We start from the raw sequence: 23,518 nt of genomic DNA on the forward strand, positions 1-23,518 counted from the left end.
GGAGTGCGGCCGACCGGGCGGTTGACGCCGGGGCGGCAGGTGCCGAAGATCTGACGCACGAGTAACTTCGCCAGCGTCCGCACGGGTGACCTGCGGTCGCTCCGCGGCCGACGGCCCGGTCGCCCCGACAAGGATGGAACCCATGGCGTACGACGCTGATGTGATCGTGATCGGGGCGGGACTCGCGGGGCTGGTCGCCACCGCGGAACTCGTCGACGCGGGCCGTTCGGTCATTCTGCTCGACCAGGAACCCGAGCAGTCGCTCGGCGGCCAGGCGCACTGGTCCTTCGGCGGACTCTTCCTCGTCGACTCGCCCGAACAGCGCCGGATGCGGATCAAGGACAGCCACGAGCTGGCCCTCCAGGACTGGTACGGCACGGCCGGTTTCGACCGCAAGGAGGACCACTGGCCGCGGAAGTGGGCCGAGGCGTACGTCGACTTCGCCGCCGGCGAGAAGCGCTCCTGGCTGCACCAGCAGGGCATGCGGTTCTTCCCCGTCGTCGGCTGGGCCGAGCGCGGCGGCTACGACGCCAACGGCCACGGCAACTCCGTCCCCCGCTTCCACATCACCTGGGGCACCGGCCCCGGCGTCGTCGCCCCCTTCGAGCGGCGGGTGCGCGAGGGCGTCGCCAAGGGGCTCGTCACCTTCCGCTTCCGCCACCGCGTCACCGGCCTCGGCCGCACCGGGGGAACCGTCGACACCGTGAGCGGCGAGATCCTTGCGCCCAGCGACGCGGCCCGCGGCACGGCGAGCAGCCGGGAGGCGGCCGGCACCTTCGAGCTCAGGGCCCAGGCGGTGATCGTCACCTCCGGCGGCATCGGCGGCAACCACGACCTCGTCCGCAAGCAGTGGCCCGAGCGGCTCGGCACCCCGCCGGAGAAGATGCTCTCCGGGGTGCCCGCCCATGTCGACGGGCTGATGCTCGGCATCACCGAGGAGGCGGGCGCCCACCACATCAACCGCGACCGGATGTGGCACTACACCGAGGGCATCGAGAACTGGAACCCGATCTGGGCCAAGCACGGCATCCGGATCCTGCCCGGCCCGTCCTCGCTCTGGCTGGACGCCCGCGGCAAGCGGCTGCCCGTCCCGCTCTTCCCGGGCTTCGACACGCTCGGCACCCTCGAACACATCATGCGCAGCGGCCACGACTACACCTGGTTCGTCCTGGACCAGAAGATCATCGGCAAGGAGTTCGCGCTCTCCGGCTCCGAGCAGAACCCCGACCTGACCGGCAAGTCCATCCGTGACGTGATCGGCCGGGCGCGCGCGGACGTGCCGGGACCGGTGAAGGCCTTCATGGACAACGGCGTGGACTTCGTCGTCGAGAAGGACCTCGGCGCCCTGGTCCGCGGAATGAACGCCCTCACGGGCGAATCGCTCATCGACGAGGACGAACTGCGCCGCGAGATCACCGCCCGCGACCGGGAGATCGCCAACCCGTTCACCAAGGACCTCCAGATCACCGCGATCAGGGGTGCCCGCACCTACCTCGGCGACAAGCTCATCCGTACGGCCGCGCCGCACCGCATCCTCGACCCCAAGGCCGGGCCGCTGATCGCCGTACGGCTCAACATCCTGACCCGCAAGTCGCTCGGCGGACTGGAGACGGACCTGTCCTCCCGGGTCCTCACCGCGGACGGCACCCCGCTGGCCGGGGTGTACGCGGCCGGTGAGGCGGCCGGGTTCGGCGGCGGCGGGGTGCACGGCTACCGCTCCCTGGAGGGCACCTTCCTCGGCGGCTGCATCTTCTCCGGCCGGGCGGCGGGCCGCGCGGCCGCGGAGGCGGTCGGCTAAGGCGGTCGGTCAGGCCGGCGCTCCGGCAGTCGTTCGGCGCCTCCGCGCGTCCGTCCGGTGGTGTTCGGGCGGGAAACCGGGCGGGGGCGCCGGATCCGGGCATGGGAATGAGATGCCAGGAGTAGCCGAGCCCGTGATCAAACTCGTCCAGCGCACCACCGAACCCGTGGGGGCACAGACCCTGCGCTCCACGGGAGCGGCGGTGATCGCCTACGCCGTGGCGACGGCGACGCTGTCCCAGCCCGCACCCCTGACCGCTCCGCTCACTGCGCTGCTCGTCGTCCAGGTCACCCTCTACGCCACCCTCACCACGGGGATCCGGCGCGTGAACTCCGTGATCGTCGGGGTGCTCATCGCGAGCGGGTTCAGCTCGCTGGTGGGGCTGTCCTGGTGGAGCCTCGGGCTGACGATCTTCACCTCGCTGATCATCGGCCGGCTGGTCCGGGTGAACGAGTTCGTCCCCGAGGTGGCGATCAGCGCCATGCTGGTGCTCGGCGTCGCCCAGGTCGCCGACACCGCATGGGAGCGCATCTTCGAGACGCTGATCGGTGCGGGCGTGGGGCTGCTGTTCAACCTGCTGTTCGCCCCGCCCGTGTGGGTCCAGTCGGCGGGGGCGTCGATCGACGGCCTGGCCCGTGAGATGGGGGACCTCTTCCGTGACCTGGGCGGCGACCTCGGCGGCCGGGTCACCGTCGAGGACGCTGCCGAGCGGCTGCACCGGGCCCGGCGTCTCGACCACGACATCGTCGAGGTGGACGCCTCCCTGCAGCAGGCTGAGGAAAGCCTCATGTACAACCCGAGGGTGCGGCAGGGGCTGCTCCACCGCGTGGTGCTGCGCACCGGTCTGGACACGCTGGAGATCTGCGCGGTCGTCGTGCGGGTGCTGTCCAGGACGCTGACCGACCTCGCCAAGGACCGGGTCGACGAACCCCTGTTCCCCGCCGAGGTCGCCGCCCACATCACGGAACTGTTCGAGCAGATGGCGGGGGCCATCGAAAGTTTCTCGGTGCTCATCACCACCCCGGTGGCCGCCAGCGCGGAGGAGGCCGAGGAACGGCTCGCCGACGCGCTCATCGCCAGCCGGACGACCCGCGACCGGGTGGCGGACATGCTGCTGGCCGCCGTCCAGGAACACCCCAGGAAGTGGCAGCTTCACGGGGCCCTGCTCGCTGAGGTGGACCGCATCCTGGACGAGCTGGACATCGAGAAGCGCGCCGAGCGCCTGGGCCAGGAACTCGACCGCCGGGCGGCCGACCTGCACGAGCGCCACCCCCGGCTGCTCGCGTTTCGGCGCCGGCTGGGCCTCGTGAAGGCCGCGGGCCGGGAGAAGAGGGCCGAGGTCGAGGTGCGGTGAGCGTCGGCCGGCCGCGCCGGCTCAGCCCTGTGCCGCGTCGGAGCCGATGCGCTCGACGACCCGGAAGCGCTCGGCGACGATCATCGTGTCGTCGTCCACGGTGAACTCCGGGTCGCCGAGCGCGTCCCGCATCTCCTCGCTGTGCCAGAACCGTTCGTGGCCCGCCCGCCACTCGGCGACCGACGCGTAGCCCTCGCCCTCGTCCAGTGCATGCTGGAGGTCGACGTCGGCGAGTCGCAGCACACGCACCTCGCTCACTTCGAGCACCGCGATCTCCCGTCCGTCCGAGTCGATGAGGGCGGACCGCTCACCGACCGGAGGCAGCTCCTCCTTCTCGATCTCGTACTCCAGGAGCAGGCCGGAGGTCGACACCTTGCGCCCGTCCAGGACCGCGGCGACCAACTGGTCGCGCAGCGGGCCGGGGAAGGCGAGCAGGAAGGGCTTGAGCGCTTCGCGGTTCGGCATGGCGCCAGTCTGGCATCCGTCCCGCGCCCGCCGCGCGGAGATTCTGACGGGTCGGTGACGTCCGGGCGCAGCCCCTGGCGTCCGGGAGCCCGGGGTGCTCGAATCAGGGGGTGAACAGTTCCCCCTCCGACGACGGCCCGGACGCGGCCGGACCGGTCCCCGACCCGGACGGCTCCGGCACCCCCGTGGGCCGCCGCCTGGTCCTGACGATGCTGGGTCTCGGCGCGGCCGGGCTCGTCGCCGCGCCCGTACTGCAACGGACCCTGGAATCCGGCCTGGGGGCGCTCTCCGACAAGGACCCCACCGGACTGACCGGCCTGCTGCCCAACGGCGGCGGCTTCCGCTACTACTCCGTCGCCACGTCCGTGCCGAAGAAGAGCGCCGACGACTACCGGCTGACCGTCGACGGCCTGGTCGACCGCCCGGCCACGTACACCCTGGACTCCCTGAAACGGATGGAGCAGACGCGGATGGTGCGGGACGTCCAGTGCGTCACGGGCTGGCGGGTGCCCGAGACGCCCTTCGAGGGCGTACGGCTCTCCGCCCTGCTGGACGCGGCGGGGGTGAGGCCCGGGGCGAAGGCGGTCCGCTTCACCTGCTTCGACGGCACCTACAGCGAGAGCCTCACCCTCGACCAGGCCCGCCGGGCCGATGTGCTGGTCGCGCTGCGGATGCAGGACCGGCCGGTGTCCCACTCGCACGGCGGCCCGGTCCGGCTCTACGTGGCCCCGATGTACTTCTACAAGTCGGCGAAATGGCTCTCCGGGATCACCGTCACGGACTCCGTACGCCCCGGTTACTGGGAGAAGCTCGGATATGACGTCGACGCCTGGGTCGGCCGGTCCAACGGCCGCGACGATGCCCCCACCACCTGAGGCGGCCGGCCGGGTCCGCCGGTTCAGCCGGCCGGTGCGGTGGGTGCACCGCGCCACGGCGGCGCTGATGCTCACCTGCGTGGCCACGGCGGCCTGTCTGTACGTGCCGCAGCTCGCCGAACTCGTCGGGCGCCGCCATCTCGTGGTCACCGTGCACGAGTGGTCCGGGCTGCTGATCCCCGTACCGCTGCTGGCGGGACTCTCCGCACGGTCGCTTCGGGCCGATCTGGGGCGGCTCAACCGCTTCGGGCCGCACGACCGGCAGTGGCTGCGGGCGGTACGCCGCCGGGACCACCGGCCCGCATCTCGTCCGGCCGGGAAGTTCAACGCCGGACAGAAGCTGTACGCGGCGTGGATCGCGGGAGCGGTGCTCGTCATGGCGGGCACCGGGCTGCTGATGTGGTTCACCGGCCTCGCCCCGCTGATGTGGCGCACCGGCGCGACGTTCGTCCACGACTGGCTGGCGCTCGCGATCGGCGTCGTGCTGGGCGGGCACATCGCGATGGCGCTCGCCGACCCGGAGGCACGCCGTGGCATGCGCACCGGGTCGGTCGAGCGCCGATGGGCCCGTCGCGAGCACCCGCTGTGGCGGGAGCCGGGGTAGCGGCCGAAAGTCCCTAGAGGACCAGTGACAGCAGCATGATGAAGGCCAGCGAGACCACGGAGATGATGGTCTCCATCACCGACCAGGTCTTCACCGTCTGGCCGACGTCCATTCCGAAGTACTCCTTCACCAGCCAGAACCCCGCGTCGTTGACATGGCTGAAGAAGAGCGAGCCCGCGCCGACGGCGAGGACCAGCAGAGCGGCGTGCGAGGTCGACATGTCGGCCGCCAGCGGGGCCACCAGGCCGGCCGCCGAGATGGTGGCCACGGTCGCCGAACCGGTCGCGAGCCTGATGCCCACGGCGATCAGCCACCCGAGCAGCAGCGCCGGGATCGACCAGTTCTCGGAGAACTCCAGGATCATCTGACCCACACCGGCGTCGATCAGCGTCTGCTTGAAGCCGCCGCCCGCGCCCACGATGAGCAGCACCCCGGCGATCGGGGCGAGGGACTTCTCCACGGTGGAGGAGAGACGGCCCTTGGTGAATCCGGCCGCCCGGCCCAGCGTGAACATGCCCACGATGACGGCGGCGAGCAGTGCGATCAGCGGCGAGCCGATGACATCGGTGACCTGCTGGAGACCCTGCTCCGGGTCGTCCACGACGATGTCGACGAGGGCCTTGACCAGCATCAGGACGACGGGCAGCAGAATCGTCGCGAGGGTGGCGCCGAAGCTCGGGCGGCGGTCCAGGTCCTCGGACGGGCGCTGCGGGATCATCGTCTCCGGCGCCTTGATGTCCACCCAGCGGGCGGCGTAGCGGGAGAAGACCGGACCCGCGATGATCACCGTCGGGATGGCGACCAGGACACCGAGGGCCAGCGTGACGCCGAGGTTGGCACCGAGGGCGTCGATCGCCACCAGCGGGCCGGGGTGCGGGGGAATGAGCCCGTGCATCACGGACAGGCCGGCCAGGGCCGGGATGCCGATCCGCATCAGGGAGTAGTTGCCGCGCTTGGCGACGAGCAGCACCACCGGGATCATCAGCACGATCCCGACCTCGAAGAACAGCGGCAGGCCGATGATCGAGGCGATCAGGACCATCGCCCACGGCATGGCCCGCTTGCTCGCCTTCGCGAGGATCGTGTCGACGATCTGGTCCGCGCCGCCGGAGTCCGCGAGCAGCTTGCCCAGGATCGCGCCGAGCGCGATGAGGACGCCGACACCCGCGACGGTCGAGCCGAGACCCGCGGTGAAGCTGGCTATCGTCTTCGCCGGCGCCGCGCCGGCGAACGAACCGAGGGCCAGGGAGCCGATGGTCAGCGCGAGGAACGCGTGCATCTTGAATTTGGTGATGAGCAGAACGATGACGGCGATGCCCGCCAGGACGGCGATGCCCAACTGCGCGTTGCCGGCCGAAGTGATCGGTTCGACGGCGTCCGCTGCCAACATCTCGACGCTGAGACTGGTCACGGTGATCCTTAGGTGTCGAGCCGGCGCAACGCGGCGACGGCTCGCTGGGTGATTTCCTGGGGGGTGCCGGACACATCCACGGCGACGCCGGCCTCGTCGTCCTCAAGGGGCTGGAGGGTGGCGAACTGCGAGTCGAGGAGCGCGGTCGGCATGAAGTGGCCCTTGCGGCCCGCCATCCGGTCCTCGATGAGCGACCGGTCGCCGCTCAGATGAAGGAAGACGGCACCGGGGGCCTCGCTGCGCAGCCGGTCGCGGTAGGCGCGCTTCAGCGCCGAACTGCTGACCACGCCGCCGAGCCCCGCCCGGCCGTGCGCCCACTGCCCGATCGCGTCGAGCCAGGGCCAACGGTCCGCGTCGTCCAGCGGGGTGCCGGCCGACATCTTGGCGATGTTCGCCGCGGGATGGAAGTCGTCGCCCTCGGCGTACGGAACGCCCAGTTCGGCGGCGAGCAGGGGACCGATCGTGGTCTTGCCGGTCCCTGCGACGCCCATCACCACAACGACGTGGGGGGTGCTCATTACGGTGCCTCGCTGTCTTCCTCGATGTCGTCCTCGACATCGGTCCGTCGCGCTACTGAAACCTATACGTACGACTTATTCAAGATGGTGTGACATAAACGTCGTACTTTTTGGCCGGGTGGGGATTTCCGGACAGGCCGCCCGAGGCCACCTCCCGAAGGTGCCCCCGTACTCTTGGCCCATGACCACACAGGGCCAGGGGCTGCATACACATGTGCTGGACACCCTGGGTCTGGAGATCGCCGCGGGTGAGCACCTGCCAGGCCAGGTCCTGCGTACGGACGAGCTGGCCCAGCGCTTCGACGTCTCCCGCACGGTCGTGCGGGAGGTGATCCGGGTTCTGGAGTCCATGCACCTGGTGGAGTCACGGCGCCGGGTCGGCGTGACCGTACGGCCGACCGAGGCGTGGAACGTCTACGATCCGCAGGTCATCCGGTGGCGGCTGGCCGGCGCCGACCGCCCACGACAGCTCCGCTCGCTGACGGTCCTGCGCTCGGCGATCGAACCCGTCGCCGCCTCACTCGCCGCTCGCAACGCCACCCCTGAGCAGTGCGCCGAGCTCACCGAACGGGCCCTCGGCATGGTCGCCACCTCGCGCGGCCAGCAGCTGGAGGGGTACCTGGAACACGACATCGCGTTCCACCGGATCGTTCTCAACGCCTCCGGCAACGAGATGTTCGCCCGCCTCGGGGACGTGGTGGCCGAGGTCCTCGCGGGGCGCACCCACCACCAGGTCATGTTCGAGGACCCCGACCCGGCGGCCGTCACCCTGCACGTCCGGCTCGCCGAGGCGGTCCGCGAGGGCGACTCGGCGGAAGCGGAGCGGCTGACGAAGGGGATCGCGGTGGGCGCCCTGCACGAACTGGACGTGCTCGCGCCCTGATCCGCCCGCCTACGGCTTGACGTGCTGCAGCCGTGCGGCAGCCGCGGCGAGCATCATCTCCAGCGCCGCCGGATAGCCGCTGCGGCTCATCTCCGCGACCAGCACGGGCGCGGTCGCCGCGATGTGGGGGTGCGTGTCCGCCGGCTGGCGGGCGTAGATCTCCGGCCAGGCCCGGACCTCCAGAGTCCTGGCCTGCTCCGAGAGCACCAGCGTCGATGCGTCCAGCGCCGCGAACGACAGCGTCTGGTCGACGAAGACGTGGTAGATCCGTACCGCCTCGGCGTCCGGGAATCCCGCGCCCCGCAGCACCCCGAGAATCGTCTCCACCGACCGGATCTCGTTCGTCCGCCCGGTCACCCGCGAGCAGGTCAGCATCGCCGCCTGCGGATGGGCCAGGTAGTCCGCGTGCATCCGCAGCCCCAACGACCGCAGGTCGGCGCGCCATTCACCCGTGGGCCGCCAGGTGCGCAGCGTCCGGCCGATCAACTCGTCGGCCACCGCGAGCAACAGCTCGTCCGTGTCCCGGAAGTACCGGTAGAGCGCGCTCGGATCGCATCCCACGGCCGCGCCGAGCCGGCGCACGGTGAGCGCCGCCGCCCCGTGCTCGCCGATCAGCCGCAGCGCCGTCTCCACGATCAGCTGCTCGGACAGCACGGTGCCCTGCTTGGTGGGACGCCTGCGCCGCCGCGCCCCCTCCGGCACCACCCGCTCGCTCGCGTTCATGGGCGCACCTTATGACAACAGCGTTGACGTGTGGAACCCCCGAGGAGTTCGATGTGCCGCCATCGGGGCCGAAAAGCGCCCCTCGGTGAAGGAGCGACCGTGACGTCCTCTCGTACGCCCTACCGCGATGAACCACCCGGAGCGGACCTGGCACCCGCGGCTCTGCGCAAGAGCCTCGGTGTGGTCGACGGCTTCGCCATCGCGGCCTCGTCGACCGCGGCCACCACCAGCATCGGCATCGGACTCGGCGTCACCGCCAGTGCCGTCGGACTGCACCTGCCGATCATCATGCTGCTCGCCTTCCTGCCGATCCTGGGCATCGCGAGCGCCTACTCCCGGCTCAACAGGGTCGAGCCGAACATGGGCAGCGGCTACGTCTGGGTCGGCCGCTCACTCAGCCCCTGGCTCGGCTTTCTCGTCGGCTGGATCGGCATCGTCTCCACGATCGTGTTCCTCGCCTACACCACGACGGTCACCGGTTCCGCCCTGCTCCAGCTCGCGGGTGAGGCAGGGCTCCACGAGGTGTCCGGGCTCCGGCTCGACCCGGACTCCACCGCGCAGTCGACCGCGCTCGGCATCGTCGTACTGGTCGCCGTCACCTTCACCGCGGTCACCGGCCTGCGGTCGGCCGCCACCTTCCAGAAGTACCTCCTGGTCTTCGAGTACGCCGTCCTGCTCGGCTTCTGCGGATACGGTCTGTTCGCCGGCTCACAGCCCTTCAGCCTCGACTGGCTCAACCCGTTCTCCATCCCCTCCTTCGAGCAGCTCGCCCAAGGACTCCTGCTCTCCGTCTTCTGCTTCTGGGGATTCGAGTCCACCTTCAGCGTCACCGAGGAGATCCGGGACCCGCAGGACGCTTCCAAGGCCGGGCTCATCACGCTCTTCACGATGCTGGGCCTGTTCCTGATCGGCTCCTTCGCCTTCCAGCGCGTCCTGTCGCTCGACGAGCTGACCGCCCACGGCGCCCAAGGGCTCACCTACTTCGGCAACCAGCTGGCCGACCAGCCGCTCGCCGCACTCCCGTTGATCGCCCTCACCGTGTCCGCCGTCGCGTCCCTGCAGTCCGGAGTGATCCCGACGGTGCGCGGCATGTTCGCCATGGGCCGCGACCGGACGCTCGGACCCCTGTGGACCAAGGTCAGCCCGCGGTACGGAACACCCGCCGCCGGTACCGTCGCGGTCGGCTGCGTCGCCGCCGCCATTGCCGTGCTCTCGCTCGTCATCCCGAAGGTCGGGGACCTGATCCTGGCGTCCGTGAACGCGATCGGGGTCGTCGTCTCGATCTACTACGCCCTCACCGCGCTGGCCGCCGCGTCCCGCTTCCGCGGCTCGTTCAGGGAGAGCTGGTCCCTGGCTGTGCGGGCCGTGGTGCTTCCCGTGACGAGCGCTCTCGTCCTGCTCGCGCTCGGCGGATACCTCTGCTGGACCTTCGCCACCTCGGTGGATCACTTCGAGGTCAGCCCGGACAACGGCTGGTTCATGCTTCTGTGCCCGGCCGCCATCCTGCTGACCGGCGTCGTCGCAGCCGCCTGGGCCAAGTGGGCAAGAAAATCGCCCTACTTCGACACCGGTCGCTCCGTGGCCCCGGACGTTCTCGCGGAACCCGCCCCCGGCCCGGCCTGATCCCCGCTCCTTGCCCATCAGCCCCCCACCACCCGACGAAACGGAACCACCATGCCCCGCACCCCCGCCGATCTCGTCTTCACCGGCGGCCCCGTCCACACCACGGTCGCCGGCCGCGCGACCACGGTCGCCGTCACCGGCGACCGGATCACCGCGGTAGGCCACGACGAGGTACGCGCACTCATCGGCCCGCGCACCGAGGTGGTCGATCTCGCCGGACGCCTCCTGCTCCCCGGCTTCCAGGACGCCCACATCCACCCCGTCACCGCCGGGCAGGAACTCGCGCAGTGCAACCTCACGGACGCCGGTGACGCCACCGCCACCATCGCCGCCGTCCGCGCCTACGCCGACGCCAACCCGCAGCAGGAGTGGATCACCGGCGGCGGCTGGTCCATGGACGCCTTCGACGGCGGCGCCCCCACCCGGCAGCAGCTCGACACCGCCGTACCCGACCGTCCCGCCTGCCTGGTCAACCGCGACCACCACGGCGCCTGGGCCAACAGCCGGGCCCTCGCCCTCGCCGGGATCGACCGCCACACCCCCGACCCGGCCGACGGCCGCATCGAACGCGACGACCGGGGCGAGCCCACCGGACTCCTCCAGGAGGGCGCCATGGACCTGGTCGCCCGCCACGCCCCGCGCTCCACCGCAGCCGACCGCCTCGCCGGCCTGCTCCGCGCCCAGCGCCTGCTCCACGCGTACGGCATCACCGCCTGGCAGGACGCCATCGTCGGCACATACGGCTCGATGGACGACGTGGCCGACGCCTACGTCGCGGCGGACCGCGACGGCACGCTCACCGCCCGCGTCACCGGAGCCCTGTGGTGGGACCGCGAACACGGCACCGAGCAGATCCCGGGACTCGTCGCCCGGCGCGAGGCGCTGACCGGCCGGAACTTCCGCGCCGGCTCCGTGAAGATCATGCAGGACGGGGTCGCCGAGACCGGCACCGCCGCCCTCCTCGCCCCGTACCTCGACGCCTGCGGCTGCGCCACCGCCAACAGCGGCACCAGTTTCGTCGACCCCGTCGAACTGCGCCGGTACGTCACCGAGCTGGACGCCCTCGGCTTCCAGACCCACTTCCACGCGCTGGGCGACCGGGCCGTGCGCGAGGCCCTGGACGCGGTCGAGGCCGCCCGCACCGCCAACGGGTTCACCGACACCCGACCCCACCTCGCGCACCTCCAGATCGTCCACCCCGACGACATCCCCCGCTTCCGCGCGCTGGGCGCCACCGCCAACATCCAGCCGCTCTGGGCCGCCCACGAACCCCAGATGGACGAGCTGACCATCCCCTTCCTCGGCGGCGAACGGGCCGCACTCCAATACCCCTTCGCAGCCCTGCTGCGCTCCGGCGCCACCCTGGCAGCGGGCTCCGACTGGCCCGTCAGCAGCGCCGATCCGCTGCACGGCATCCACACCGCGGTCAACCGCGTCGCACCCGGCGGCGCCGGCCCGGTCTTCCTCCCGGAGCAGCGCCTCTCCCTGGCCGAGGCGCTGACCGCGTACACGGCCGGCTCCGCGTACGTGAACCACCTGGACGACACGGGCAGCATCCGGGCCGGAGCCCTCGCCGACCTGGTGGTCCTGGACCGCGACGTCCACGCCGCGCCGCCCGAGGAGATCGCGGACGCCCGGGTCCTGGCGACGTACGTGGGCGGCCGACGGGTGTACGGGGACTGACGCGCGGGGTCCGGCCCGGCTGTACGGTGTGCGCCCACGCGGTGCGCTCCCGCGATGCGGGGCCTGTGCGGAGCCGCCCGGCGCCGCGACGCCCCGGGCAACTCGACACAGGCCCCCCACCGCGTACGGTTGCTCGTGATCGATCTCGGGAAAAGTCCTGAATCGATCTCAGGAAGAGTCGGGAAAGGGAGACCACGGGAATGGCGCAGCACGTACAAGGGGTCATCGCACCGGGAAAGAACGAGCCGGTACGGGTCGAGACGATCGTGATTCCGGACCCCGGCCCCGGTGAGGCCGTGGTGAAGATCCAGGCGTGCGGCGTCTGCCACACCGACCTGCACTACAAGCAGGGCGGCATCAACGACGACTTCCCCTTCCTCCTCGGCCACGAGGCCGCGGGCATCGTGGAGTCCGTGGGCGACGGCGTCACCGACGTCGAGCCGGGCGACTTCGTCGTCCTCAACTGGCGTGCCGTGTGCGGCCAGTGCCGCGCCTGTCTGCGCGGCCGTCCCTGGTACTGCTTCGACACACACAACGCCAAGCAGAAGATGACTCTGCTGGACGGCACCGAGCTGTCCCCGGCGCTCGGCATCGGCGCCTTCGCCGAGAAGACCCTGGTGGCCTCCGGCCAGTGCACCAAGGTCGACCCCGAGGTCTCCCCGGCCGTCGCCGGACTCCTCGGCTGCGGCGTGATGGCGGGCATCGGCGCCGCCATCAACACCGGCCAGGTCGGCCGCGGCGACTCGGTCGCCGTCATCGGCTGCGGCGGTGTCGGTGACGCGGCGATCGCGGGCGCCCGGCTGGCCGGAGCGGCGAAGATCATCGCCGTGGACATCGACGACCGCAAGCTGGAGACGGCGAAGAAGATGGGTGCCACGCACACCGTCAACTCCCGCTCCAGCGACCCGGTCGAGGCCATCCGGGCGCTCACCGGCGGCAACGGCGCCGACGTCGTCATCGAGGCGGTCGGCCGCCCGGAGACGTACAAGCAGGCCTTCTACGCCCGGGACCTCGCGGGCACCGTCGTCCTGGTCGGCGTCCCCACCCCGGAGATGCAGCTCGAACTCCCGCTCCTCGACGTCTTCGGCCGCGGCGGCTCCCTCAAGTCCTCCTGGTACGGCGACTGCCTGCCCTCGCGCGACTTCCCGATGCTCATCGACCTGCACCAGCAGGGCCGGATCGACCTCGGCGCGTTCGTCACCGAGACCATCGGCCTCGGCGACATCGAGCAGGCCTTCGCCCGGATGCACGACGGCGACGTCCTGCGCTCGGTGGTGGTCTTCTGATGACCGCCCGCATCGACCACCTCGTCACCTCCGGCACCTTCGCCCTCGACGGCGGCGAGTGGGACGTCGACAACAACGTCTGGATCGTCGGCGACGACACCGAGGCGGTCGTCATCGACGCCGCCCACGACGCCGCCGCCATCGAGGCCGCACTCGGCGGACGTACGCTGCGCGCCATCATCTGCACCCACGCGCACAACGACCACATCGACGCGGCCCCGGCGCTCGCCGAGGCCACCGGCGCACCGGTCCTGCTCCACCCCGACGACCTGCCGCTGTGGAAGCAGACCCACCCGGACCGGGCCCCGGACGGCGAACTGACCGACGGCCAGGAGATCCGGATCGCGGGTACGACCCTCACGGTCCTGCACACCCCTGGCCACGCCCCGGGCGCGGTCTGCCTGTACGCCCCCGAGCTGTCGACGGTCTTCACCGGTGACACGCTCTTCCAGGGCGGGCCCGGCGCCACCGGCCGGTCCTTCTCCCACTTCCCGACGATCGTCGACTCGATCCGGGACCGGCTGCTCGCCCTGGACCCGGCGACGACCGTCCGCACCGGACACGGCGACTCCACGACCATCGGCGCGGAGGCCCCGCACCTGGAGGAGTGGATCGCCCGCGGCCACTGACGGCCCGGGCTATCCCTCCGGCCACGCGGAGAGCCGCAGCCCGCTCTCGAAGCGGTGCGGCTCTCCCGTGACCGGGTCGGTGAACTCCAGTGCCTTGGCCAGGAGTTGCAGAGGGTGCACGAAGTCGTCGGGTGCGCCCTCCGCCTCGACCACGGGGTAGACGGGGTCGTGGACGAGCGGCAGCCCGAGGCTGTTCATATGGACCCGGAGCTGATGCGTGCGCCCCGTGGCGGGCCGCAGCCGGTAGCGGCCGAGCCCTTCCCGGTGCTCCAGCATCTCGATCCGGCTCTCGCTGTTCGGCTCGCCTGCCTCCTCGCGGGCGGCGATCACCCCGCGCTCCTTCACGATGCGGCTGCGCACGGTGCGGGGGAGCGCCAGCGAGGGATCGTACGGCGCCACCGCCTCGTACTCCTTGCGCACGAGACGGTCCCGGAACAGCGTCTGGTACGCGCCCCGTTCCTCCGGGCGTACGACGAAGAGGACGAGGCCCGCGGTCAGCCGGTCCAGCCGGTGTGCGGGCTGAAGGAGCGGCAGTCGCAGTTCGCGGCGGAGCCTGGCCACCGCGGTCTCGGTGATGTGCCGGCCCCGCGGGGTCGTCGCCAGGAAGTGCGGCTTGTCCGCGATGACCAGATGCGCGTCCCGGTACACCACGCCGACCGGGAAGGGCACCGGCTCCTCCGGTGCGAAGTCCCGGTGGAACCAGAGGTACCGGCCCACCGCGTACGGCTCGGCGCCCGCCACCGGGCCCTGGACGGAGACGAACCGGCCCCCGGCCAGCATGGCGTCGACCCGCTCCGCGCCGATCGCGTCGGCGAACCGCGCCAGCAGGTGATCGCGGACCGTCGGCCACTGCCCGTCCGGATCCTCCGGAAGCCGCACCCGCACCGGGTCGACCCCGTCGCGCTGGGGCAGCGGCGACGGCGGAGGCTTCGCGCGGCCTCTCATCGGGACCCGCCGGACGCCTCGGTGCTGGTTCTCATGGTGCCGGGCATCCTTCCACAGGGACGGAGCCCCACGGGCGGCCCGGGGGAGTGTCAGGCCTCGGGGAACGTCAGCTTCAGCGGCCCGCAGCCGATGCGTTCGGCCTCCGCCGCGGCGTAGCCCGGCAGCAGGTCGTGGGCGAGCGTGAACTTTCCGTCGCCCGTCTGCCGCAGCTGTTCCACCACGAAGACCACCGGGCCGGTCTGGCAGACCGCCCGGAACACAGCCCGGTTCCCGCCGGCCTTCCCGTACCCCCGGGTGCCCTTGACGGGGGCACCGGAGCGGAGCACGTCCCAGGAGTAGATCTCGGTCAGCGCCGGGTCCGCCACCGTCGTCATCCGCACGATCGCCTCCCGGTACTCCCCGGACGCCTCGCAGACCCGCGCCGGCCCGCCGTCGCCGCCGACGCGGACGCGGAACAGCTCCTTGCGGTACGCGGGCGGGAGGGCGAAGCCCTTGATGCCGCAGAAGGCTTTCGCGTCGGCGTCCTGCCAGGTCACGGTGGACGGCAGGGTGCGCGGGGCCCGGTAGACCCCCGAGCAGTCGAAGGACCGCATGACACCGTTGGCCGCCTCGACGAGGGCACCGGTCAGCGCGGCCCGGTCCTCCCGTTCGTACTCCGACGAGATGTCCAGACCCGCCCGGCCCATGCCGATGTCCACCACGGTGGGTCCGGTGAACTCGCTGCGTCCCGTGCAGCTCTGCGGCAGCGCGATCCAGGCACGCGACCCGGACGCCATGCCGGGCAGCCCGTCGCCGAGCGCCACCATGCCGGCGGCCAGGAACTCCCGCGGCCACTGCTGCGCGTCGGTGCCCCGAAGGCCGTCCAGCCGGTGCACCTTCACGGTCACCTGGCGGCGGGCCCGGTCGTCCTTGTAGCTGGTGATCCGGCACTGGCCGAGCGCCAGCCCGTCGCCCTGCGGATCGCTCCGCAGCGACTGCTCCTCGACCTCGGTCCTGCGGTCTCCGAACAGTTCCGTGAGCGTGGAGTCGCCGAGCGAGTCCCAGCAGGGCGCGGGCCCGAGCAGCGGAAGCGTGTCCGTGCGCCAGGCCACCGCCCCGGCGCCGACGAGCGCCCCGGCCAGCGCGGCGGCGGTGACGGCGCGGGCCGTACGGCTGCGCAGCAGGCGGCGTACGAAGCCGGGCGGAGCGGTGGTCTCCGGCGCGTCCTCGGGTCCGGCGTCAACCACGGACGTGTCCTCGCTCATGCGCCCTCACCGCTTCCGCACCCGATGCGCTTGGCGACGGACTCGGCGAACCGGTCGAACACCCGCTGGTCGTCGGGACGGCCCCGGTCCTCGAGACCGGTCTCGACGTGTCCGTAGAACACCGTCGGCCGTCCGCCGCAGGTGGTACGCAGCAACCCCTGGGCGGACCCCTCGGGAAGCCCGTCGAACAGGGCCACCATGCGCGGCCGGCGCGCCATCACGTAGTTCGCCGACGGCTCGTCGGGCATCCGCAGGGTCTTCCACACCACGGAACACGTCTGGAGACCGTCGGTGACCGTGCCCACCTGCTGCTCGTAGCGCGAGCCCTTCCCGAAGTCGAAGGTCATGCCGGGGATCCGGCACAGCGGTGACCGTGCCGACTCGTGGTCCTCGGCCACCGTCACCATCGGGGACGTCATGCGCAGGGGGCTGCCGGGCGCACAGCCCGCCTTCCTCATCCCGGTGTCGGCGGCGTCGAGCAGCATGCGGCCGACATCCTCGACGTTGCCGATCGTGAAGGGCATGGCCACCTCGCCGAGATGACCGTCGCCCGTGCTCTCGCTGCGGATCGTCACGACGGACGGCCTGCCGCCCTCGGCGTCGCATGCCTCGGGCAGCACCAGCAGGGCCCGGTCACCGGCCACCAGCCCGTCGAGCCCGTCCGGGAGGGGTGCGGCGGAACCGTGGAAGTACTGGGCTATCCAGGCCCGGCGCTCCTTGGCGCCGGCGGGGACGGGGCCGTACTCCAGGGTGATCTGCTCCTTGAAGACGAGCGGCTCGTCGGAGTCGTCGTCCTCGACCTCCGAGGTCACGGCCAGCGTGCAGGAGGCCTGGGGGCGGCCGGCGGAGGGCGGTGCGGACTCGGTGGCCCTCCGCTCCGATCCGGACTTGCCGAGTGCCTCGTCGCCGAGGAAGGACGCGCCGCTGTTCTGCTCCCAGGCGCCCCAGCAGTAGCTGTCCCGAAAGGGCCAACTGTCCGTCGACCACAGGACGGTGCCGGATATGAGCACCGCTCCGGCGACCGCCCCGGCGAGGACCGTGGCCCGCCGCCCGACACCGCTGCCCATCACATTCCCCCTGGTGAATCGCGAAGATCACAGCAAAACGTCGATGCTACGTCGTCACCGGCCTTGCACGGGACGGGGGTTGAGGTCCGAGGTGGGGGGCGAGGTGCGCAACTCCCCTTCTCTGAAAGGATTCAACGCCTGCGTCCCGGGGGTAGAAAGCGCTTGCGCGGAAGGCGTGGGGTCGACCCCGCGCCGCAGCGCACGCACCCGCACTCGCATCTCTCAAGGAGCCCCGCCGTGCCCGCTGTACGCAGAACCGGCCCCGCCCTGCTGACCGCCCTGGCGGCCATGACCGCCCTCGCCACGCCCGCCGTTGCCGCCTCCGCATCCGCATCCGCCACGCCCGCCGTTGCCGCATCCGCCACTGCCGTTCCCGCGGTTGCCGCGTCCGCGGTTCCCGATGAGGCGACGGCGGGATGCACGGGATCCGCCCCCGTGGTCTGTCACTTCGACGTGGCCCCGGCACCTACCGCGTCACCGCACGCATCGGCGGCGCGACCGAAGGCCGTACGACGGTCACGGCCGAGACGCGGCGCACCGTGCTGGGGGAGACGCCGACCGCCGCCGGACGGCAGGTGGTCCGCAGCTTCACGGTCAACGTGCGTGAGCCCGAGGGCGAACCCACCGGAGCGAGCGGCAGCCCCGGTCTCGACCTCACCTTCGGCGGCCCGGCCCCGCTCCTCGCGGGCCTGCACGTGACCCCGGCCTCGCGCACCCCGCAGCTGTTCCTCATCGGCGACTCGACCGTCTGCGACCAGCTCGGCAGCCCCTACACAGGGTGGGGCCAGGAGCTTCCGCAGTACCTCCGGGCGGGCATATCCGTAGCCAACTACGCCGACTCCGGGGAGAGTTCGCAGACCTACCTCGACCAGCCTCAGCTCTTCCCCACCGTCCGCCCGCTGATCCGCCGCGGCGACACGGTGCTCATCCAGCTCGCCCACAACGACAAGCAGACGACCGAGGCGGACTACCGCGCCAACCTCACCACCATGATCGACGCGATCCGCGCCGAGGGCGGCCGGCCGGTGCTGGTCACCCCGGTCGTCCGCCGCTGGTTCAACGCCGACGGCACGCTGGACAACGGCACCGCCCTGCTGGTCAACGGCCTCGGGGTCGACCTGCCCGCACAGATCCGCCTCCTGGCCGCCGCACACGACGTGCCGCTCGTCGACCTGACCGCGCTCACCCGGCAGCGCGTCGAGGAGCTGGGCCCCGACGCCTCCAAGGCGCTGTACCTCACCGACGAGAAGCGGGACAACACGCACACCTCCGAGCGCGGAGCGACGGAGTACGCGGCCATGGTCCGTGACGCGCTGCGCGATCAGCACCTGCTGCCGGGCCGCCTGTTCCGCTGACCGGAGCCCGCTCCGTCCCGGCGGGAGCCGGGGCGGAGCGGGGGTGCGGGATCAGCTCATCGCGGAGAAGACGAACGAGAACTCCGCCGACGCCGCGTCGAGCCGGTGCTCCGGCAGCACGCCCGGTCCGCAGGACTGCGAGCCGATGCCCTGCACCGCGTGGTCCAGGTTGACCCAGACGCGGTCCCCGGCCACCAGATCCGGCCCGTGCTCCGCCGCGTCCAGCTGCTCGCTCGTCCAGCGCCGCGCGGTGAACCAGAACGGTGCGCCGCCCTCGGTCCGCAGTCCCGCACCGTCCGTGCCCGCCAGCTCGGCCCACCGGACATCCGCCCGGGCGCCGTTCTCCTGAGGCCTGACGTACGGGGTCTGGAGTGCGTCGACCTCCCTCGCCCACGTCCCGAGCATCGCGGCCGCCCGGGTGTCCGGGTACGCCTCACCCGGCCCGCCGCCGAACCACCGCGCACCGCCGTACGCGGCGGGCAGCGCGAACCGGATGCCGAGCCGGGGCAGCGGCACCCGCCAGTCGCCCTCCGGCACCACGGACACCGTCAGCCCGAGCCGGTTCCCGGCGGCCGTCCACCGGTACGTGGTGCGCAGCCCCAGGTCCCAGCCGGCCGGGGCCACCCGGGTCCGCACGGTCAGCACGTCCCCGTCCGCCTCGACCGCGTCGATCCGGTGCCGCATCCGGTGCAGCCCCAGCTCCCGCCAGCGCAGCCCGTACCGCTCGTCCGGCTGCCAGGGCGCACCGTTGTCGTTGTCGGTGGGCGCCCGCCACACATCCAGTCGCAGCCCCTCCACCGGAATGCCCCCGATGCGCACCGGAGCCCCGGTCGCCGCGTCGAAGACGCCCGGTCCGAGCGTGATCACGCCACCGGACCGCACCGGCTGCTCACCGGCCGCCGGCGCCGGGGTGGCCGGTGAGCCTGTCTCCGCCTGGCCCCAGGCCACCACGTGGCCGCGCTCGGCCCAGGCGGTGGCCTCGGAGAGTACCGCCCGTACCGTCCACAGGCCGTCGCCCGCGGCGTCGGGCGTCACCTCTGCCGAGGCGCCCGGCGCCAGCTCCGGGACCGCCAGGACGCCCGAGGCGACGACCGTGCCGTCCACCTCGCGGTTCCAGACGAACTCCAGGTGCCCCAGACCGGCGAAGTCGTGGCCGTTGGTGACGGTGAACGAGCCTGCCGCGGAGCCCGGGCCGATCCGCACCGGCTCGATGACCTTCTTGTACTCGACGAGCCCTGGGGAGGGCGTACGGTCCGGGAAGAGCAGCCCGTCGCAGACGAAGTTGCCGTCGTGCAGCTCCTCGCCGAAGTCCCCGCCGTAGGCGAAGCCGTGCTCGGGGTGGGCGAAGCCGTGGTCGATCCACTCCCAGATGAAGCCGCCCTGGCAGCGCTCGTACCGCTCGAAGAGCCGCTGGTACTCACTCAGGCCGCCCGGCCCGTTGCCCATGGCGTGTCCGTACTCGCACATGATGAAAGGCATCGCACGCCGCCGGGCGTCGAGTCCGGCATCGCCCCAGGGCTCCTCCGCCCGCTTGCCGATGAGTTCGACCTCGGCGTGCGTCGGATACATACGCGAGTACAGGTCGACGTCCTTGCAGGACAGATCGCCCTCGTAGTGCACCAGCCGCTCCGGGTCCCGCCCCCGGATCCAGCCGGCCATCGCGGTCAGGCCGCTGCCCGAACCGCACTCGTTGCCCAGCGACCAGATGATCACCGAGGCGTGGTTCTTGTCGCGCTCGACCATGCGGGCCGCCCGGTCGAGCAGCGCGGGCGTCCAGCGGTCGTCGTCGACCGGGTTGCCCCGCCACTCCAGGTCGACAAAGCCATGTGTCTCCAGATCGCACTCGTCGATCACCCAGAGACCCAGCTCGTCGCACAGGTCGAGGAAGGCGGGATGCGGCGGATAGTGGCTGGTCCGCACCGCGTTGATGTTGTGCTGCTTCATCAGCACCAGATCCCGCCGCATGGTCCGCGCGTCGACGGCCCGGCCCGTCTCCGGGTGGAACTCGTGCCGGTTCACCCCGCGGAACAGCAGCCGCCGGCCGTTGACCTTGATGACGCCGTCCTCGACTAGGACCGTACGGAAACCGATTCGCAGCGGGATCCGCTCGCCGGGGGTCACCAGCTCCGCGTCGTACAGCCGGGGTGTCTCGGCGGTCCACGGCTCGACCGGCAGGGTCACGGACTCGCCCGCGGCGACGTCGACTCCCAGTTCGGGCACCAGGACCCGGCCCTCGGCCTCTTCGCACTCCACTCGCAGCGTCCCGGAACCCTCCCGGTGGTCGTAGCCCGCGTGCACGAAGAAGTCCCGGGCGGCGCCCCGCGGGCGGTGCAGCAGGGTGACCTCACGGAAGATGCCCGGCAGCCACCACTGGTCCTGGTCCTCCAGATAACTCCCCGACGACCACGCGTGCACCCGTACGGCAAGGACGTTCTCCCCGGAGTCCAGCAGATCACCCACGGCGAACTCGTGCGGCAGCCGGGATCCCTTGAAGTCGCCAAGCTCGCGCCCGTTGAGCCAGACCTTGGCACAGGACTCCACACCCTCGAACCGGAGAACGAACTCGCCGTCCTGCGGCCGGTCCCCGGGCAGTGTGAACGTCCGCAGATGGTCACCCGTCGGGTTCTCGGACGGTACGCGTGGCGGATCGACGGGGAAGGGGTAGACGACGTTCGTGTACGCGGGAGCGCCCCCGGCTCCCTGGAGCACCCAGTGACCGGGCACCGCGACCGTGCCCCATGCCGAGGCGTCGAACCCCGGCCGGGCGAACGACTCGTCCTCGGTGTCGGCTCCGGGCGAGAGCCGGAAGGCCCACTCGCCGTTCAGGGGCATCCGCCAGGCATCGGACGCCGCGCACCAGGACCGCGGAGCGAGCCCACCGGAACCCGGGCTCGGATCCTCGTACCAGGGCAGCGTGGCGGTGTCGGTGCGGCTCATGGTTCTCCTTGTTCGGAATCGCCCTTCTCCGGAGTGACCGTAACCAGGAATGAACCGTTTCAACAAGGGTGGCGGCCCGGCTGATTGAGCGCTCCGTGACGCCTCTGATCCGGTCCAGCGGCACGGGCCCGGTCCGGCGTGAGTCGATGCACTCGCGGCGGGCTTCGCCTCGCCGTCCCGTCCTCCCGGTTGTCCCCCGAGCGGTACCGCCGACCCCTCGGGCACCCGCCCGGGGTGACCGGGGGCGCCCCGGGGCAGCGGATCACCGGGCAGGGCCGCGATCCGCTGGTCCGGAGGTGGTGGTACGCGGAGCCGCGCGGCGGCAGGAGCGCCGCGCCGCCGGGGGGCCGCACCGGCTTGCGAAGAGCGGCTGTGAACGCGGCCGCGGGAGTCCTGTGCTGGACGATTCGTCGAACCGCTTCCCAGGCCCCGGCGGCCCGGCAACGCACCGGCAACGCAAAGTGCCGACCAGGATCTCTCCTGATCGGCACGTGCTCTGTGTCCGAGGGGGGACTTGAACCCCCACGCCCGATAAAGGGCACTAGCACCTCAAGCTAGCGCGTCTGCCATTCCGCCACCCGGACTAGGTGTTTGTCTCGCGGGCCCGGCCCGTTCCGACGTGGAAAACCATAGCAAACATTGGGGGGTGCTCGATCACGCCCCTGTCGGTGTGACAGGCGTGTGGCGGAGGGTGGGCGGCCTTGGGTACGCGGGCCGGGCGCGGGAGGATGAGGGAGAGCACCACAGCGACAGCGGAGGGAACCAGCGTGAGTGAGACCAAAGCGGCCAGGACCGGCTCGGGTGAGAGCGCCGAGAACGAGGTCGTCGACCTCTGTCGTGACCTGATCCGGATCGACACCAGCAACTACGGGGATCACTCGGGACCGGGCGAGCGGCTGGCCGCCGAGTACGTCGCGGAGAAGCTCGCGGAGGTCGGGCTCGAGCCCCAGATCTTCGAGTCCCACAAGGGCCGCGCCTCCACGGTGGCGCGGATCGAGGGCGAGGACCCGTCCAAGCCGGCCCTGCTGATCCACGGCCACACCGACGTCGTCCCGGCCAACGCCCACGACTGGACGCACCACCCCTTCTCCGGGGAGATCGCGGACGGCTGCGTGTGGGGCCGGGGCGCGGTCGACATGAAGGACATGGACGCGATGACCCTGGCGGTCGTGCGCGACCGGATGCGCAGCGGCCGCAAGCCCCCGCGCGACATCGTGCTCGCCTTCCTCGCGGACGAGGAGGCGGGCGGTACGTACGGGGCCCGGTATCTCGTCGACAAGCACCCCGACCTGTTCGAGGGCGTCACCGAGGCCATCGGGGAGGTCGGCGGCTTCTCCTTCACGGTCAACGAGAACCTGCGGCTCTATCTCGTCGAAACCGCGCAGAAGGGCATGCACTGGATGCGGCTGACCGTGGACGGCACGGCCGGCCACGGTTCGATGACCAATGACGACAACGCGATCACCGAGCTGTGCGAGGCGGTCGGGCGGCTGGGGCGGCACAACTGGCCGGTCCGGGTGACCAAGACCGTGCGCTCCTTCCTGGACGAGCTGTCCGACGCCCTCGGCACCCCGCTCGACCCCGAGAACATGGACGCCACGCTGGCCAAGCTGGGCGGCATCGCCAAGATGGTCGGCGCGACCCTGCGCAACTCCGCCGCCCCCACCATGCTCGGCGCCGGCTACAAGGTGAACGTGATCCCTGGGCAGGCGACCGCCCACGTCGACGGCCGCTTCCTGCCGGGGTACGAGCAGGAGTTCCTGGCCGACCTCGACCGGATCCTCGGCCCGCGCGTCAAGCGCGAGGACGTGCACGGCGACAAGGCGCTGGAGACCGACTTCGACGGCTCGCTCGTGGACGCGATGCAGATCGCGCTCAAGGCCGAGGACCCCATCGCGCGCGCGGTCCCGTACATGCTCTCCGGCGGTACGGACGCCAAGTCCTTCGACGACCTGGGCATCCGCTGCTTCGGATTCGCTCCGCTGAAGCTCCCGCCGGAGCTCGATTTCGCGGGCATGTTCCACGGTGTGGACGAGCGCGTACCGGTCGAGGGCCTGAAGTTCGGAGCGCGGGTGCTCGACCGTTTCATCGATCACAGCTGAAAAGTCGATAGCCCGT

19 protein-coding genes and 1 tRNA gene are annotated in these 23,518 nt (G+C 71.5%); 11 read left to right on the forward strand and 9 right to left on the reverse strand.

All coding sequences use genetic code 11. The features are described from left to right. Nucleotides 1–142: 142 nt before the first annotated feature. Both ACIOEW_RS34780 and ACIOEW_RS34785 read left to right on the forward strand, forming a co-directional pair. Nucleotides 143–1,798, forward strand: coding sequence for an FAD-binding dehydrogenase (locus ACIOEW_RS34780; RefSeq protein ID WP_362548549.1), 1,656 nt, complete (start codon nucleotides 143–145; stop codon nucleotides 1,796–1,798). A gap of 112 nt (nucleotides 1,799–1,910) precedes the next feature. Further along, entirely contained in the window at nucleotides 1,911–3,152 is a 1,242-nt protein-coding gene (locus tag ACIOEW_RS34785; protein WP_401968924.1) for an aromatic acid exporter family protein, read from the forward strand. A gap of 21 nt (nucleotides 3,153–3,173) precedes the next feature. Here the strand turns inward: ACIOEW_RS34785 and ACIOEW_RS34790 are convergent, their stop codons facing one another. Further along, the gene (locus ACIOEW_RS34790) at nucleotides 3,174–3,617 is read right to left on the reverse strand and encodes an ASCH domain-containing protein (RefSeq protein WP_362548543.1); all 444 of its coding nucleotides are present in this window, start codon (nucleotides 3,615–3,617) and stop codon (nucleotides 3,174–3,176) included. A 110-nt stretch (nucleotides 3,618–3,727) separates the two neighbouring features. Between ACIOEW_RS34790 and ACIOEW_RS34795 the strand changes: the two genes are divergently transcribed. Both ACIOEW_RS34795 and ACIOEW_RS34800 read left to right on the forward strand, forming a co-directional pair. Then, nucleotides 3,728–4,492: a molybdopterin-dependent oxidoreductase gene (locus ACIOEW_RS34795; protein ID WP_401968926.1), complete on the forward strand. Its 765-nt coding sequence runs from the start codon at nucleotides 3,728–3,730 to the stop codon at nucleotides 4,490–4,492. Further along, nucleotides 4,476–5,096 carry a cytochrome b/b6 domain-containing protein gene (locus tag ACIOEW_RS34800; protein ID WP_401968928.1) on the forward strand — a complete coding sequence of 207 codons (621 nt, stop codon included), beginning with the start codon at nucleotides 4,476–4,478 and terminating at the stop codon, nucleotides 5,094–5,096. The genes ACIOEW_RS34795 and ACIOEW_RS34800 overlap by 17 nt, the downstream gene beginning before the upstream one ends. Before the next feature lie 13 nt (nucleotides 5,097–5,109). Here ACIOEW_RS34800 and ACIOEW_RS34805 read toward each other — a convergent pair whose 3' ends face one another. Continuing rightward, nucleotides 5,110–6,507 (reverse strand): gluconate:H+ symporter, encoded by a 1,398-nt coding sequence (locus tag ACIOEW_RS34805; protein ID WP_362548537.1) that lies wholly within the window; start codon nucleotides 6,505–6,507, stop codon nucleotides 5,110–5,112. 8 nt (nucleotides 6,508–6,515) lie between these two features. Next, nucleotides 6,516–7,025, reverse strand: coding sequence for a gluconokinase (locus ACIOEW_RS34810; protein WP_401968930.1), 510 nt, complete (start codon nucleotides 7,023–7,025; stop codon nucleotides 6,516–6,518). A 181-nt stretch (nucleotides 7,026–7,206) separates the two neighbouring features. On the opposite strand from ACIOEW_RS34810, the gene ACIOEW_RS34815 reads away from it, so the two are divergent. Further along, nucleotides 7,207–7,908 carry an FCD domain-containing protein gene (locus ACIOEW_RS34815; protein WP_362548534.1) on the forward strand — a complete coding sequence of 234 codons (702 nt, stop codon included), beginning with the start codon at nucleotides 7,207–7,209 and terminating at the stop codon, nucleotides 7,906–7,908. Nucleotides 7,909–7,917: 9 nt separating this feature from the next. Here ACIOEW_RS34815 and ACIOEW_RS34820 read toward each other — a convergent pair whose 3' ends face one another. Further along, complete coding sequence (locus ACIOEW_RS34820; protein WP_401968933.1) at nucleotides 7,918–8,631, reverse strand: TetR/AcrR family transcriptional regulator; 714 nt, start codon at nucleotides 8,629–8,631, stop codon at nucleotides 7,918–7,920. 51 nt (nucleotides 8,632–8,682) lie between these two features. Here ACIOEW_RS34820 and ACIOEW_RS34825 point away from each other — a divergent pair, with 51 nt between their 5' ends. From ACIOEW_RS34825 to ACIOEW_RS34840, 4 genes are all read left to right on the forward strand, one after another. Further along, the gene (locus ACIOEW_RS34825; protein ID WP_401968936.1) at nucleotides 8,683–10,254 is read left to right on the forward strand and encodes an APC family permease; all 1,572 of its coding nucleotides are present in this window, start codon (nucleotides 8,683–8,685) and stop codon (nucleotides 10,252–10,254) included. 51 nt (nucleotides 10,255–10,305) lie between these two features. Then, on the forward strand, nucleotides 10,306–11,937 hold the full coding sequence (locus tag ACIOEW_RS34830) for an amidohydrolase (protein WP_401968938.1): 1,632 nt from the start codon (nucleotides 10,306–10,308) through the stop codon (nucleotides 11,935–11,937). A gap of 200 nt (nucleotides 11,938–12,137) precedes the next feature. Beyond that, nucleotides 12,138–13,223: an S-(hydroxymethyl)mycothiol dehydrogenase gene (locus tag ACIOEW_RS34835; RefSeq protein ID WP_362548524.1), complete on the forward strand. Its 1,086-nt coding sequence runs from the start codon at nucleotides 12,138–12,140 to the stop codon at nucleotides 13,221–13,223. Next, nucleotides 13,223–13,852: an MBL fold metallo-hydrolase gene (locus tag ACIOEW_RS34840; protein ID WP_350992507.1), complete on the forward strand. Its 630-nt coding sequence runs from the start codon at nucleotides 13,223–13,225 to the stop codon at nucleotides 13,850–13,852. Before ACIOEW_RS34835 ends, ACIOEW_RS34840 begins: the two co-directional genes overlap by 1 nt. Before the next feature lie 9 nt (nucleotides 13,853–13,861). Here the strand turns inward: ACIOEW_RS34840 and ACIOEW_RS34845 are convergent, their stop codons facing one another. From ACIOEW_RS34845 to ACIOEW_RS34855, 3 genes are all read right to left on the reverse strand, one after another. After that, the gene (locus ACIOEW_RS34845; protein ID WP_401968940.1) at nucleotides 13,862–14,797 is read right to left on the reverse strand and encodes a pseudouridine synthase; all 936 of its coding nucleotides are present in this window, start codon (nucleotides 14,795–14,797) and stop codon (nucleotides 13,862–13,864) included. Between the two features lie 89 nt (nucleotides 14,798–14,886). After that, nucleotides 14,887–16,041, reverse strand: a complete 1,155-nt coding sequence (locus ACIOEW_RS34850) for a hypothetical protein (protein ID WP_362548516.1) — start codon at nucleotides 16,039–16,041, stop codon at nucleotides 14,887–14,889. Then, complete coding sequence (locus ACIOEW_RS34855) at nucleotides 16,038–17,108, reverse strand: hypothetical protein (protein WP_401968941.1); 1,071 nt, start codon at nucleotides 17,106–17,108, stop codon at nucleotides 16,038–16,040. Before ACIOEW_RS34855 ends, ACIOEW_RS34850 begins: the two co-directional genes overlap by 4 nt. Nucleotides 17,109–17,524: 416 nt before the next feature. Here ACIOEW_RS34855 and ACIOEW_RS34860 point away from each other — a divergent pair, with 416 nt between their 5' ends. Further along, nucleotides 17,525–18,463: a rhamnogalacturonan acetylesterase gene (locus tag ACIOEW_RS34860; RefSeq protein ID WP_401968943.1), complete on the forward strand. Its 939-nt coding sequence runs from the start codon at nucleotides 17,525–17,527 to the stop codon at nucleotides 18,461–18,463. Nucleotides 18,464–18,514: 51 nt separating this feature from the next. Here the strand turns inward: ACIOEW_RS34860 and ACIOEW_RS34865 are convergent, their stop codons facing one another. Then, nucleotides 18,515–21,400, reverse strand: coding sequence for a glycoside hydrolase family 2 TIM barrel-domain containing protein (locus ACIOEW_RS34865; RefSeq protein ID WP_401968944.1), 2,886 nt, complete (start codon nucleotides 21,398–21,400; stop codon nucleotides 18,515–18,517). Between the two features lie 499 nt (nucleotides 21,401–21,899). Continuing rightward, nucleotides 21,900–21,984, reverse strand: a tRNA-Leu gene (locus tag ACIOEW_RS34870). A gap of 183 nt (nucleotides 21,985–22,167) precedes the next feature. On the opposite strand from ACIOEW_RS34870, the gene ACIOEW_RS34875 reads away from it, so the two are divergent. Next, nucleotides 22,168–23,502, forward strand: a complete 1,335-nt coding sequence (locus ACIOEW_RS34875) for a M20/M25/M40 family metallo-hydrolase (protein WP_362548504.1) — start codon at nucleotides 22,168–22,170, stop codon at nucleotides 23,500–23,502. The last annotated feature ends 16 nt before the right edge of the window (nucleotides 23,503–23,518 follow it).

This window comes from Streptomyces sp. NPDC087901, from assembly GCF_044742205.1.
Classification (GTDB): domain Bacteria; phylum Actinomycetota; class Actinomycetes; order Streptomycetales; family Streptomycetaceae; genus Streptomyces.